Annotated in this window: 12 protein-coding genes; 9 read left to right on the forward strand and 3 right to left on the reverse strand. The window is 51.5% G+C overall.

Annotation, left to right across the window (positions count from 1 at the left end; genetic code table 11):
* Positions 1-72 precede the first annotated feature (72 nt).
* Genes BCM14_RS11010 through BCM14_RS11020 form a run of 3 tightly spaced genes read left to right on the forward strand, consistent with a single transcriptional unit; the run spans position 73 to position 3006 of the window.
* Positions 73-1788 (forward strand): nitrite/sulfite reductase, encoded by a 1716-nt coding sequence (locus BCM14_RS11010; protein ID WP_106228087.1) that lies wholly within the window; start codon positions 73-75, stop codon positions 1786-1788.
* The gene (cobA, locus tag BCM14_RS11015) at positions 1785-2570 is read left to right on the forward strand and encodes a uroporphyrinogen-III C-methyltransferase (protein ID WP_106228088.1); all 786 of its coding nucleotides are present in this window, start codon (positions 1785-1787) and stop codon (positions 2568-2570) included. The genes BCM14_RS11010 and cobA overlap by 4 nt, the downstream gene beginning before the upstream one ends.
* Positions 2542-3006 (forward strand): DUF934 domain-containing protein, encoded by a 465-nt coding sequence (locus BCM14_RS11020; RefSeq protein WP_106228089.1) that lies wholly within the window; start codon positions 2542-2544, stop codon positions 3004-3006. The genes cobA and BCM14_RS11020 overlap by 29 nt, the downstream gene beginning before the upstream one ends.
* Here the strand turns inward: BCM14_RS11020 and BCM14_RS11025 are convergent.
* From BCM14_RS11025 to BCM14_RS11035, 3 genes are read right to left on the reverse strand one after another with little or no spacing between them, the layout of a single operon-like run.
* Positions 3000-4322 (reverse strand): sulfate adenylyltransferase subunit 1, encoded by a 1323-nt coding sequence (locus tag BCM14_RS11025; RefSeq protein WP_106228090.1) that lies wholly within the window; start codon positions 4320-4322, stop codon positions 3000-3002. The two genes, BCM14_RS11020 and BCM14_RS11025, sit on opposite strands and share 7 nt — an antisense overlap.
* Positions 4322-5254 carry a sulfate adenylyltransferase subunit CysD gene (gene cysD, locus BCM14_RS11030; RefSeq protein WP_106228091.1) on the reverse strand — a complete coding sequence of 311 codons (933 nt, stop codon included), beginning with the start codon at positions 5252-5254 and terminating at the stop codon, positions 4322-4324. Before cysD ends, BCM14_RS11025 begins: the two co-directional genes overlap by 1 nt.
* Entirely contained in the window at positions 5244-6011 is a 768-nt protein-coding gene (locus BCM14_RS11035; protein ID WP_259673562.1) for a phosphoadenylyl-sulfate reductase, read from the reverse strand. The genes cysD and BCM14_RS11035 overlap by 11 nt, the downstream gene beginning before the upstream one ends.
* A gap of 237 nt (positions 6012-6248) precedes the next feature.
* Here BCM14_RS11035 and BCM14_RS11040 point away from each other — a divergent pair, with 237 nt between their 5' ends.
* The 6 genes from BCM14_RS11040 (at position 6249) to BCM14_RS11065 (ending at position 13308) form a co-directional block, all read left to right on the forward strand.
* Positions 6249-7655, forward strand: a complete 1407-nt coding sequence (locus tag BCM14_RS11040; protein ID WP_106228092.1) for an efflux transporter outer membrane subunit — start codon at positions 6249-6251, stop codon at positions 7653-7655.
* 5 nt (positions 7656-7660) lie between these two features.
* The gene (locus tag BCM14_RS11045; RefSeq protein WP_106228093.1) at positions 7661-8803 is read left to right on the forward strand and encodes an HlyD family secretion protein; all 1143 of its coding nucleotides are present in this window, start codon (positions 7661-7663) and stop codon (positions 8801-8803) included.
* 13 nt (positions 8804-8816) lie between these two features.
* The gene (locus BCM14_RS11050) at positions 8817-10364 is read left to right on the forward strand and encodes a DHA2 family efflux MFS transporter permease subunit (RefSeq protein WP_106228094.1); all 1548 of its coding nucleotides are present in this window, start codon (positions 8817-8819) and stop codon (positions 10362-10364) included.
* A gap of 70 nt (positions 10365-10434) precedes the next feature.
* On the forward strand, positions 10435-11019 hold the full coding sequence (locus BCM14_RS11055; RefSeq protein ID WP_259673563.1) for a carboxymuconolactone decarboxylase family protein: 585 nt from the start codon (positions 10435-10437) through the stop codon (positions 11017-11019).
* 54 nt (positions 11020-11073) lie between these two features.
* The gene (locus BCM14_RS11060; protein WP_106228095.1) at positions 11074-12012 is read left to right on the forward strand and encodes an SMP-30/gluconolactonase/LRE family protein; all 939 of its coding nucleotides are present in this window, start codon (positions 11074-11076) and stop codon (positions 12010-12012) included.
* Between the two features lie 33 nt (positions 12013-12045).
* Entirely contained in the window at positions 12046-13308 is a 1263-nt protein-coding gene (locus BCM14_RS11065; RefSeq protein WP_106228096.1) for an MFS transporter, read from the forward strand.
* The last annotated feature ends 2 nt before the right edge of the window (positions 13309-13310 follow it).

The raw sequence follows: 13310 nt of genomic DNA on the forward strand, positions 1-13310 counted from the left end.
TGATTCTTTCTTTGACCCTACCTCGTCATAGCGATAGCCTTGAGCTTTAGTTTTCGCTAAACAACGATAATAATGTATCAACCCAACGTATTCGACACTGATCGTCTTAAAGAGCGGGCCGCGCAATTAGCTGGGCAAATCCACCGGAACAAGATCGGGCAACTGAGCGACGACCACCTTAAGCCGCTGCGTTTGCAAAATGGTCTGTATATCCAGCGCTATGCTCCCATGCTGAGGATTGCGATTGCCTATGGCATGCTTAACAGTGCGCAATTAAGAACGCTTGCTCAGGTCGCTCGCCAATATGACCGAGGCTATGGTCATCTGACAACTCGTCAAAACATGCAGTTGAACTGGATCTCACTAGACGACACGCCGAAGGCGTTGGCGGATCTGGCTGAAGTAGGTATTCACGGCATTCAATCAAGCGGCAATTGTCTGCGTAACATCACCAGCGATGCGCTGGCTGGTATCGCGCCCGACGAGATTCTGGACCCTCGCCCCTACGCTGAACTGATGCGCCAATGGAGCACCTTTCACCCTGAGCTGTGCTTTTTGCCGCGCAAATTCAAAGTAGCCTTGACTGGCACACCCGAAGACCGGGCTCTGGTGCAGTTGCATGACATGGCTTTTGAAGTGGTGCGGGCTGAGCCCGAAGCAGTCTTTCGAGTTCGCGTGGGAGGTGGCATGGGTCGCACCCCTATCTTGGCACCCGTGCTGCGTGAAGAACTGGAATGGAAACACTTGTTAACCTACACGCATGCGGTGATGCGGGTCTATAACGAATTGGGGCGTAGAGATAATCTGACCAAGGCTCGGATCAAAATTCTCGTGCGTGCAGTCGGTATTGATACCTTCCGCGAGCTGGTAGAAGCAGAATGGGCACGATTGCGCGACGGCATTCACCAGTTGACTCAAAGCGAGCTTGATCGGGTCAAAGCCACCTTTGTAGAACCCGACTGGACAAAGGGCGCTGCGCTGCTTGACGTCGCCGGCCAATTTAACGGGCCAGACAAGTCGTCCTGGGATCACTGGTTAAAACGCAATCGTCTGCCGCACAGGAGAGCGGGCTATGCCGCTATTCTCATCCCGTTGAAACATCACACTCGCGCACCGGGCGATGTCACCAGTGATGAAATGGACGCTATTGCCGGCCTTGCTGATCGTTTTAGCCAAGGCTTTATTCGTGTGAGCCACACGCAAGACTTTGTTCTGCCAGCCGTGCTCGAAAAGGATTTGCCAGAGTTATATGTTGCTCTGAAAAAATTGAACTTGCATCACGCGCTAGGGGGATTGCTCGGTAGCATGGTCAGTTGCCCAGGCGGTGATTTCTGTGCGCTTGCTAATGCCCGATCCATCCCGGTGGCAGAAGACATAGCGCGCCGCTACCAGTCAATCGATGCTCAGGAGAACATCGGGCCGCTTGACCTACGGATATCGGGCTGCATGAATAGCTGCGGTCATCATCATACCGGTCACATCGGGATTCTCGGTGTGGACAAAGACGGAGCCGCCTTCTATCAAGTGCTCTTGGGAGGGCATTCCGGGCATGGATCCCCCGCAGCCCTAGGGTCCATTATCGGCAAAGCCTTTGCCGAGGATGAGATTGGCGACGCGATCGAAGAGATTCTCGATACTTACCTCGAGTTGCGCGAACCCGGCGAAAACTTTAAATCCTGTGTTGCACGTCTGGGCAAACAGCCTTTCGCGAACGCCGCAGACCTGATTAGAAAAAAGGTCAAACAATCATCAGAGGCTACGTCCGAAACAAGCGAGTTAGCATCGTGAGCGTGACCTTGATCGGGGCTGGGCCGGGTGACCCCGAGCTCATGACTCGCAAAGCTTGGCGAATATTGGGCGATGCTCAGGTGGTGTTGTATGACGCATTGATTGACTTTGAAGGGATGCGTGAAGCAGCCCCGCACGCTAAATGGCTAGATGTGGGTAAACGTCTGGATCAACCATCTGTCGAACAAGCTTTTATCTGTGCCAGTTTGCTCACCTTTGCGAAACAGGGTTTGAATGTTGTCAGGCTAAAAGGCGGTGACCCATCAATTTTTGGTCGCATGGCAGAGGAACTCGAGATCCTTCGTCGCAACCATATCGACTTTGAGATAGTGCCCGGCGTCACCGCCGCTTGCGCTGCTGCGGCCGAGCTGCAGGCTAGCTTGACGCTCAGGGGTGTGTCTCGCAGTGTCGCTTTCGTTACGCCGCGGGTCGGTCGTCGCGAACAAGAAAATGAAACACAGTGGCTAGACGCGTCAATGGCGGCAGAAACCGTTATACTTTATATGGCGGGGTCTCAGTCACAGCTCGTTTGTCAGCGGTTAATTGATGCAGGTAAATCGCCAACCACCACTATTTGTCTTGTAGAAAATGCCAGTCGCTCGGGCCGCCGTTTGCGGTCCAGCTTAGCCGCGATTGCAGCTGCTGGTTTCGCAAAATGCGACGGCCCAGTCACTTTAGTGATTGGTGACGCGATGAATGAAGTGGCTGCCGAGCGCTTGTCACAGCCTGATCACATAGAATTTGGATATAAAAATGACTCAAGAGAATTCGCCAGTCGCTGAAAATGCTCCGACGATCGTGGTGTTCGACATGCACGGAAAGCGCATTGCCCAGCCAACTACGGCAATCAACATCATTGAACCTGAAACCCTGCTGAGCAACGATACGGCACTTGGCTTAAGCGAGCAGTTAAAAAAAATCGCCGAAGAAAATCGTCACGCACCGGCGATAGGCCTCAAGTTCGCCAAGTTTGCAGACGGTCGTTCTTACTCGATTGCAGCGCGCTTACGCGAGGCGGGCTACACGGGCGAGCTTCACGCGCTCGGTGATATCAATCAAGAACTGTTGTTTCTACTCAAACGTGTGGGATTTACCCACGCCCACATCCCAGACCCTGGTGCAGAGCGCCTGGCGGAAAGCGTTGTTTCTCCCTTCGCGGGATACTACCAAGCGGGCCAGGATGGCTCCAAAGCCCCTTGGCAATCGACCGCTCATTGACTGAGCTTGCGAATCATGCCGGCCGCGACGGTGTGCTGGGTGGCTTCGTCAATCAATACAAACGCGCCCGTTGCAGTTAGCTGATCGAACAGATCCGCCATCACTGGTTTTTGCAGATCCAAATCAACCTGTCCAATATCATTCATTTGCAGCGTTTGCGAACTTTGACCACTTGACAGTGTGCGCACATCAAGCACTTGATTCACTGCCCTAACCTTCGCAAACACCGAACGGGTCGTGTGCTGTAAGACATATTTACGTGACAAAGATAAGGGTTCTGCATCCAGCCAGCAAATGTCCGCACATAACCGCTTAGCCAAGACGGGAGCGGTTTCGCTGCAAGCGCTGACGATCAAGTCTCCTCTCGACACATCGATATCATCGGTTAACCGAAACATCACAGGCGAACCTGCCACAGCTACCGTCTCAGCCGGCATTGATTGCAGATGCTTGACGCCGTTGGAGAGATGAATTTCAGAAATGGTTGATGACACGCCAGACGGCAGCACCGTGATTTTTTGACCAACTCGCAATTCACCTGATTCGACGCGCCCGAGATATCCTCGGAAATCCTCCGCGGCACTGCCATCTTGTCTGGCCACATACTGAATCGGCAAGCGCAGTGCAGGCATTGAAGGAGTAACGGATGTATCGAGACTCTCCAGCCACTGCAACAAACTTGGGCCTTGATACCAAGGCATTTTGTTGCTACGTGTGACGACATTGTCGCCTTGCAGCGCAGACAATGGAACGATCGAAGGCTCGGGCAAATTTAATTTCTGTGACAATTGAATCAAGGCCGCGCTGATCGCACTAAATGCTGTTTGATCAAAATCCAGCAAGTCCATTTTGTTGACAGCAAATACAACATGGCGCAGGCCCAACAGTCGAACAATTGCCGCATGCCGGTTGGTTTGAGCCAATAGAATAGGAGGAGTCGCAGTGAGGTCGACACCTGTCGCATCGACCAAGATGACCGCAACATCCGATTGGGACGCACCTGTCACTAAATTACGGGTGTACTGCTCATGGCCTGGTGCATCTGCAACGATAAATTTACGCTTTGCGGTCACGAAATAGCGGTACGCAATATCGATGGTGATGCCCTGCTCTCTTTCTGCTTCGAGCCCGTCGGTCAGTAATGCGAGGTCGATCGCAGCGTCTTGTGCTTTCACCCGAGCATGTTTGCTGCGGGAAACAGCAGCCAGTTGGTCGGATAATACCGCCTTCGTATCGTAAAGCAGCCTGCCAATCAACGTGCTCTTGCCGTCATCAACACTGCCGGCAGTCATGAATCGAATCACCCCTGCGCTCATCAGAAGTACCCCTCTCGTTTACGGCGCTCCATTGAGGCCTCGCTTGTTTGGTCATCCATCCGTGTTGCGCCCCGCTCGGTGAGCGCTGACAAGACAGTCTCGGCGATCACGTCTTCCGGCGTTGCCGAGTCGCTGGCAACGGGGCATGTGCAGCTGATATCGCCCACCGTTCTGAAGCGCACCTGCCTGATGCTGCTGATATCGTTTACGTGCTTGGGGGTAATATCCGTCACGGGCACAAGCAGACCATTTTTTTCAACGACCTCTCTCAGGTGAGCGTAGTAGATGTTGGGTAGAGATAGCCGTTCACGCGCGATGTACTGCCAGATATCAAGCTCAGTCCAGTTCGAAATTGGGAACACCCTCATGTGCTCACCAGGAGCAATCCGGGCGTTGTAGAGGCTCCAGAGTTCTGGACGTTGCGCTTTTGGATCCCATTGTCCAAACTCATCTCGAAAAGAAAAAATACGCTCTTTAGCGCGCGCTTTTTCTTCATCGCGACGAGCACCGCCCAAGAGGGCATCAAACTGGTTTGACGCGATGGTTTCCAGCAAAGTCACGGCCTGAGCTGCGTTTCGGGAATCGGTCGGTTTACGAAGTTTCACCGAGCCTTTTTTGATTGAGTCTTCCACTAATCCGACAACGAGACGATCGCCAGTTTGTGCAATTAAGTTGTCGCGATATTGGAGGACCTCTTGATAATTGTGCCCGGTGTCGATATGGACCAGAGGGAAAGGCAATCTAGTTGCTCGATTGCCCAAAGCAAATGCTTTACGAGCAAGGTGATACATGACGATTGAGTCCTTGCCACCTGAGAACAGCATGGCAGGATTGGCGCACTGCGCCACGACTTCGCGAATGATGTAAATGGACTCTGACTCAAGCCAGTCAAGATAATCATTCTGGAGGGCTTTGACTTCGTTATTTGACATGTAAACCACACTCCTTGTTTGCTTGTTGCAACCACCACCAGCGGCCAGCTCGCGTTTCTTCGTCGGCTCGTATAGCCCGTGTGCAAGGTTCGCAGCCAATGCTGGGATATCCTTGAAGGTGGAGCGGGTGAATCGGGACGCTATGATGTTCGAGGTAGGTCCACACATCAGCAGCGAGCCAATCAAAGAGGGGGTTGTATTTGGCAATGTCACGAGCATTATCTAGTTCTGCAAACTGCAAGGCGACGCGGGTGACAGCCTGTTCTTGTCGCTGACCGGTAATCCAGGCATCCGATCCACTCAGCGCCTGATCAAGCGGCAAAACTTTTCTGGCTCGGCAACAAGCTTTTTTTGCCTCTTCACTGTCATAAAAACCATTGAGGCCATGCACACTGATGAAGCCTTCTATGTCTCTCGGTTCGGGCTGAACTCGTTTGATCGACAGTCCGTAATGCTGTTCTGCGATCCCGACCATATCGAGCGTCTCCTGGTGAAGCCGGCCGGTATCAAGTGTGAAGATCTCGATTGGCGCACTAACTTTGACCATGGCATCGATCAGGACCATGTCCTCTGCTGCCATGCTGCTGGCAAAACGAATGACTTGATGCTGACCACTGACCAAGCTGAGCCGATCGAACAAGCTTTGATGAAGCTGCTCAACTTTCTCGCTGAGTGGGCGAGATAGCGGGATTTGCCAAAGGGCTGGACTGTAGGAAGACATATCTGGTTTCATGACTCGATTGACAATGACGTTCATGCTATCGGGGATCATCACATTGGCAAACGACTAAGTTGCTATTTGAATATAAGCAATCAACTTATTACGTGAGGCAATAAGGGCGGGCCACAATCACCATCAAACATCCCTCAGACATCCAGTTGGCGTACCTCGAGCGCTGTCATTTTCGAGCTGTACAATAGGGTAAGTACTAGTCAGGACAGGCGGCGTTTCCCGAGCCTTCCAAAACCCGCAAAGCGATTTATTTTGGTGTTTATGCGTTCATTTTTTGTTGTAGCCTTTTGTCTTGCAGTCACCGGTTGCACTGCCCCTAAAGACCAACTTCACTCACCGTCTAATCCAGAAATCAGTCAAATTGAACCTGCTTTGTCAAGCGCTGCAGGCAGAATCCGTGAACACTGGTGGGTTGACCTGCATGATCCACAACTGGTGGAAGTGATTGAGCTCGCTTTGGCCAAGTCACCCACTATCGAGACAGCGGGCACACGAATTGCCGCCGCACAAGCGATTGCTCGCGCCCAGCAAGCGAGTCTGGTGCCACAAGTCGGTTTTAATGCTCAGATCGATCAGCAGCAATTCTCGCAAAACTACATTTTTGTGCCAGGCATGCAAATCTATAATGGTTATGGCTTTGTTCAAGCCAACATGAACTGGTCTCTGGATATCTGGGGCAAACAGCACAAATATTTTGATGCAGCAAACAGCCGAGTCAAGGCTGCCCAGTTCAACGTTGCCGCAGCTCAACTCATACTCACGAGCTCGATTGCAAAGGTCTATACGGATCTTGATCGTGCACACCAATTAAAAGATCTCAGCGTAAAAGAGGCAGATTTGCGCAATCGCCTCCACCAAATCGCTGTCGCCCGACAGCAGGCAGGGGTAGTAGACGCACTGGATGCCAAGCAGCGGCTTGTTGATCGTGACTTGGCACAAGTTCGTCTGACTCAAGCTGCTTTAGCAATCAAAGTCCTGCAGCATCAACTGGCTGCTCTTGCTCAGCAGGGTCCCACCTGGGGAGAAAACCTCCAAGCGCCTAAATTAGATTCATCTCATCCCGAACTCCCGGACACCATCCCTGCAAACCTGTTGGCCAGACGCCCTGATCTGCAAGTCTTGCTTGAGCAAATCACTGCTGCTGGCCTGGACTTCGACGCTGCCAAGCTCGAGTACCTGCCCGACGTTAACCTTCAAGCTTATGCTGGCTTCCAGGCCATCGGGCTACCGATGTTGTTTCAATCAAGCAGTCAGGCTTTTAGTATTGGTCCAGTGATCAGTTTGCCTATTTTCGAAGGCGGTCGTATCGCAGCCAATGCACTAGGTAAGGAGGCCGCCCGTAACGAGAGAATCTCTACTTATCAAGAGCAACTCACTACCGCTTTAAAAGAGTCTGCTGACGGGATTGCAACAGTCAAAAGCACTGCTGTTGAGCTCACTCAGGTGCAGCGCGCTCTTGCGGATAGTCGCAGCTATTGGCAAATCCAGCAGCAGCGCAAAACCGCGGGTTTGACGACCAGTGACAACGTTCTCAGCGCTGAACTGAATGTCATTCAGCAACAAAGACAAGTTATTGACACTCAAGCCAGATCCCTCAGTGCCAAGATATCGCTGATTCAAGCACTTGGCGGCTCGTTTGAGAAACCCACAGACCACACGGCTAACTAAGCATCATGACCACACCCACCACGACCCAAACCGTTGCCCCAAACGAAACCAGTAGCCGCAACGCTGGCCGCAGCACCGCGTTTCGTCTTTTCTTCTTGTTATTACTGCTGGGAGCCATCGGTTACGGGATTTACTGGTTTATGTTCCTCGATCATTTTGAATCGACTGATGACGCCTATGTCGCGGGTACACAGGTACAAGTGACTGCGCAAACCGAGGGGACCGTTTCTGAGGTGCTGGTGCTCGACACACAAGCAGTAAAAGCAGGTGATGTCATGTTTAGATTGGATTCGTCAGATCAGAAAATTGCCCTTGAAAAAGCGGATGTTGATCTGGTCAAAGCGTATTACACGGTCAAAATAGCAATTCTCACCGCGCAACAACGCAAACAAGACTTCGACAAAGCACAAATCGACTACAAACGTCGGATGGCCTTGCAAGGCGACGCAGTCGTCTCTAAAGACGAAATCGACCGGATCAAACTTACATTGGAAAATGCCAAGATTGCATACGATCAAGCACTTGCAGCCACGGAAAACATCACGGAGGTCGCTCAAACCGCGCGTCACTCTGAGGTACTGAAAGCGATCAATGCGGTTCGGCAAAGCTACTTGGCAGTGGTTCGTACTGACATTCTCAGCCCAGCCGATGCAGTCGTTTCTAAAAGATCTGCTCAATTGGGGCAAAGAGTGAGCGCAGGAACACCAGCTGCATCCTTGGTCATGAACCAGAAGATTTGGGTGGACGCGAACTTCAAAGAAAACCAGATCCGTAATATGAGAGTTGGACAGACTGCGCAAGTCGAAGCAGACATCTACGGAAGCAAGGTCGTCTATCAAGGTAAGGTGGCAGGTTTCGCGCCAGGCACTGGCTCAACCTTAGCGCTGCTGCCTCCGCAGAATGCCAGTGGCAACTGGGTCAAAGTCGTTCAACGGCTTCCCGTTAGAATAGAAATCGATCCGGAGCAACTGAAACAGCATCCTTTGAATATCGGTTTGTCGATGAACGTGAAAGTCGACGTGTTAGATACTAAAAGCCTACCGCTAGCACCGATGAATCATAAAGCCGAGCTCAAGACAGATATTTACGCTACGCAGCTCAAAATAGCCGATGAGCACGTATCAGCTGTTCTAAAACGTGCTCGCTGAGATCTAAAACCCCATGGCAAATGAAGTAGCAGCGCAAGCGCCGCAGGAGCAGCTCAAAGGCTTGAAGCTGGCAATCGGCACGATCGCCTTGGCCGCTGGGTCATTTATGAATGTCCTGGACACCTCAATTGCCAACGTTTCATTACCAACCATCGCAGGAGACTTTGGTGTGACGGCAACCCAGGGAACTTGGGTCATTACGTCCTACGCGGTCAGTGAAGCGATTTTTTTACCGCTCACGGGCTGGCTGTCGAAGCGAATCGGCGATGTCAGACAGTTCATCTTCGCAACTTTGCTCTTTACTGTTGCCTCAATGTTATGTGGTGCAGCGCCTTCGTTCGAAATGCTGATTCTGGCGCGGGTGCTTCAGGGGGTAGTCGGTGCGTCGATGATTCCTTTGTCTCAATCCTTATTGGTCAAAATTTACCCTCCTGCGAAACGCGGCATGGCTTTGGGTATCTGGGCGACAACAACCGTGATTGCGCCTGTTTTGGGGCCTGTCATCGGAGGATGGCTTACTGACACGCTGGTTTGGCGCTGGGCTTTCTACATTAATTTGCCCTTCGGTATTTTGACCGCTTATGGCGTTTACTGGCTCTTTGGTGCCCCCAAAGCCAAATCTTCGACAGAAAGCATCGACATCGTCGGCCTGTTACTGTTAATTATTGGGGTCAGTTGTCTGCAGATCATGCTGGACAAAGGAAACGAGCTCGATTGGTTCTCGTCAGAGTTGATTATCGGCTTGTCGATTGTTAGCGCGATTGCTTTGGTAAGTTTCGTTATCTGGGAGCTCGGCGAAGAGAATCCTGTGGTTGACCTCAGATTATTCAAGCTTCGAAACTTCAGGACGGCTGCAATTTGTTTGTTTTTTGGCGCCTTCTCTTTCTATATCTACATCGTCATCGGCCCACTTTGGTTGCAAACACAACTGGGTTACACCGCGTTTCAGGCGGGGCGAGTCATGGCGTTTACGGGCGTCCTGGCCTTAATCACCGGACCCATATTCGGTGCCAACATCAATCGCGTCGATGCGCGTTTCATTGCAACGATAGGCTTTAGCTGCATGGCAGGTGGTTGTTTTTGGGCCGCAAGCTTTACAACCGCAGTCGACGAGTCAAGCTTAATGGTTGCGCGGTTGATCATGGGTGTCGGGATTTCAGGCTTTTTTATGCCGATGACAGCCATCGCCATGTCATCGTTAAAACCTCAACAATTCGCCGCAGGCAGTGGTTTAACCAATTTCTTAAGAAACATGGGCGGCAGTATCGGCACAGCGATTGCAACGACAGTCTGGCAAGACAACGCGGCCAGACATCACGCGCATTTAGTTGAAAATGTTGCACTTGGGAATCCAGCCTATCAGCAATTCTCTGAGCAAGCTACTAATGCTGGATTAGTAGAACCAGTGAAATCAGCAGTCATTGATCAATTGATTTCATCGCAAGCTTATCTGCTTTCGACCAATCAACTGATGATCGCAGCAGGCGGATTGCTTCTCTGTCTGTTGCCACTGATATGGTTGGCGAAGCCCCCCTTTGGGGCGGCCAAGGGTGCCCACTAGATAGCGTAAGATGCACACAGCACACGAGCCCGGCAAAATATAAAATCAGGCGAAATAATCGGAGACACAGATGTCGACCTCTCAACCAGCTTCAGTCAAGCGCTTTCCTCAAATCACGCTCGATACGTTGCCAGACAAGGACGCAAAAGCGTTAGCTCAAGAAATACTCGACATATCTAGTATCGGTCTCGCAGGACCTTACAACGTGATGTTGCGCAGCCCCATATTTGCGCGACGGATCAAAGATCTGCTTGACTACCTCCGCTTTAATACCTCACTGCCTAAGCACCTCAATGAATTCGCTATCCTGATACAGGGTCGTCTTTGGTCGTCTCAGGTTGAGTGGCATGCTCATTACCCTATCGCTCTCAAAGCAGGACTTCGGTCATCGATTGCAGATGATTTGAAAGCCAATATCCGCCCGCGCGATATGCATGAAGATGAAGCAATTGTTTATGACGTTTGCATGGATCTCAGCACCAAGCACAAAATCAGTGATGACCTATTTGATCGCGCCAAAGCTATCTTAGGCGAGCAGCGGCTCGTCGATCTGGTTGCTGTCAGCGGCACCTATATGACTGTTGCGGCGCTGTTAAGTTTGGGCAACGAACTACCGCCAGCCGGTGCACCCCTGCCATTTCCTGACAGTGTTTGAAAATTAGGTTACAAACTAGCACAACAATAAATAAAGTCGTACAGGAGACTAAAGATGTGGGAAGAAAGCCAGCGCTATCCTGACCCCAGAGTGATATCAATAGATAAAGCATTTGATCAGTACAGACTGGCGCTCGCGTCTGTAGAAAGAATTGCCAGCGGTTGTAGATGGGCAGAAGGTCCCGTGTGGTTTGGCGATGGCCGTTACCTGCTCTGGAGCGATATCCCCAACAATCGCATCATGAAGTGGGAAGAACAGACAGGCAATGTCAGCGTGTTTCGTCAGCCTTCAAATTACGCTAACGGCAATACCCGTGATCGCCAGGGTCGTTTAATTACCTGCGAACATATTGGACGTCTCACACGCACCGAGTACGACGGCACGATCACCGTGTTAATGGATTCCTTTCAAGGGAAACGACTCAATTCACCTAACGATGTCGTGGTGAAGTCCGACGGCAGTATCTGGTTCACGGATCCACCTTTTGGCGCAAATAGTGACTACGAAGGCAACAAACATCCAGAAGAATTGCCCCACGCGATCTATCGCCTCGATCCGGACACGGGTAAGGCAGCTATGCTGACGGATCAAATTAAAGGGCCTAACGGACTATGTTTCTCTCCTGATGAGAGCCTACTTTATGTCATTGAATCCAGAGGTACACCAAATCGTTTAATTCACGCTTACTCGTTAAAAGATGGTAGTAAAAGACTGGGCAAATCGACGGTATTTCTTGATGCAGGTGCCGGCACGATTGACGGCATGCGCGCAGATATTGATGGAAACCTATGGTGCGGCTGGGGGATGGGCAGTGCCGAAATGGATGGGGTCAGAATTATTTCGTCCAAGGGTGAAATGATCGGACGTATCGACCTGCCTGAGCGCTGCGCGAATGTCTGCTTTGGTGGCGCGAAACGCAACAGGCTATTCATGGCATCGTCACACTCTGTTTACGCGCTTTATGTGAACACTCAAGGTGCCGTGGGCGGTTAAACCGTTCGTTCAACAAATCTATTGTGGTTCTCAATGCCAAACACCCCAGCCTCTCAAGACCTGATTGACTCGCCCTATGCTCGCAGAAGATTGATCCTGGCCGTCGTACTAGGATTATTCGGCTGTAGCTGCATGTATGTCGTATCAGTGGTTTTACCCTCAGTGCAAGCTGAGTTTCAAATTTCGCGGTCAATGGCTTCCCTCCCCTATACGGCGTTAATGATCGGTTTTGGGGTGGGCGGTATGCTGATGGGAAGGCTAGCAGACAAACATGGTGTCCGACTGCCGTTAGCGATTGGTGGTATCGCCCTGTTTTTAGGCTTTGGGTTAGCCAGTATGGCCGACAACATATACAGTTTCGCGCTGGCACATGGACTGCTGCTTGGCTTACTGGGCGCGGCAAGTGCTTTTTCTCCCTTATTGGCGGACACTGCACTTTGGTGGAATAAGCGCCGTGGCATTGCGGTGGCGATCTGCGCTAGCGGCAATTACCTGGCTGGTGCTGTGTGGCCTGCCGTCACACAACAGATGATTGATCACATCGGTTGGCGCAATGCCTATCTAACGCTTGGGATCGTCTGCGCGAGCGTAGTACTGATCTTGAGCCGTTGGCTTAAGCAACGACCACCGGTCATGCAAACAACTGCGACGCCAGCTCAACAGGCAAGTGCCGTCCTACCCTTTGGTCTAAGCCTCAACCGTGCGCAATTGCTGCTTTGTCTGGCAGGCTTGGCTTGCTGCGTAGCCATGTCAATGCCGCAGGTTCATATTGTTGCCTACTGTGCAGATCTCGGCTATGGGGCGGCCCGTGGGGCTGAAATGCTTTCCATCATGCTGGGTTGCGGGATTATCAGCCGTTTAGTGTCGGGGGCAATCTGTGATCGGATCGGTGGCTTACGCACACTGCTGATGGGTTCGACCCTTCAAGGGATTGCGCTGCTGATGTTTCTGCCTTTCAACGATTTAGTGTCTTTATATCTGATCTCGGCTTTGTTTGGCTTATTTCAAGGGGGTATTGTCCCGTCATACGCCATTATTATTCGCGAATACTTCCCCGCAGAGGGCACTGGTCAACGCACAGGTGCCGTCATGATGGCGACACTTTTTGGGATGGCGCTGGGTGGTTGGATGTCAGGCAAGCTGTTCGATATCACTGGGTCATACAAATCCGCCATGCTCAACGGCTTGGTCTGGAACGCATTGAACTTATCGATTGCAATCTGGTTACTTTGGCGAGTCAAAAATCTGGGGTTGTCAATCAAGCCGCTGATTGGATCAAAAACCGTCCAGACTTGAAG

It is taken from the genome of Jezberella montanilacus (assembly GCF_003003055.1).
In the GTDB taxonomy this organism is placed as follows: Bacteria; Pseudomonadota; Gammaproteobacteria; order Burkholderiales; family Burkholderiaceae_B; genus Zwartia; species Zwartia montanilacus.

Bases quoted from the DNA above. Each gene is read 5' to 3' on its own strand.
- BCM14_RS11020 (WP_106228089.1), top strand. From the start codon at position 2,542: ATGACTCAAGAGAATTCGCCAGTCGCTGAAAATGCTCCGACGATCGTG.
- BCM14_RS11055 (WP_259673563.1), top strand. From the start codon at position 10,435: ATGTCGACCTCTCAACCAGCTTCAGTCAAGCGCTTTCCTCAAATCACG.
- BCM14_RS11060 (WP_106228095.1), top strand. From the start codon at position 11,074: ATGTGGGAAGAAAGCCAGCGCTATCCTGACCCCAGAGTGATATCAATA.
- BCM14_RS11065 (WP_106228096.1), top strand. From the start codon at position 12,046: ATGCCAAACACCCCAGCCTCTCAAGACCTGATTGACTCGCCCTATGCT.
- BCM14_RS11045 (WP_106228093.1), top strand. From the start codon at position 7,661: ATGACCACACCCACCACGACCCAAACCGTTGCCCCAAACGAAACCAGT.
- BCM14_RS11050 (WP_106228094.1), top strand. From the start codon at position 8,817: ATGGCAAATGAAGTAGCAGCGCAAGCGCCGCAGGAGCAGCTCAAAGGC.
- BCM14_RS11035 (WP_259673562.1), bottom strand. From the start codon at position 6,011: ATGAACGTCATTGTCAATCGAGTCATGAAACCAGATATGTCTTCCTAC.
- BCM14_RS11010 (WP_106228087.1), top strand. From the start codon at position 73: ATGTATCAACCCAACGTATTCGACACTGATCGTCTTAAAGAGCGGGCC.
- BCM14_RS11040 (WP_106228092.1), top strand. From the start codon at position 6,249: ATGCGTTCATTTTTTGTTGTAGCCTTTTGTCTTGCAGTCACCGGTTGC.
- cysD (WP_106228091.1), bottom strand. From the start codon at position 5,254: ATGTCAAATAACGAAGTCAAAGCCCTCCAGAATGATTATCTTGACTGG.
- BCM14_RS11025 (WP_106228090.1), bottom strand. From the start codon at position 4,322: ATGAGCGCAGGGGTGATTCGATTCATGACTGCCGGCAGTGTTGATGAC.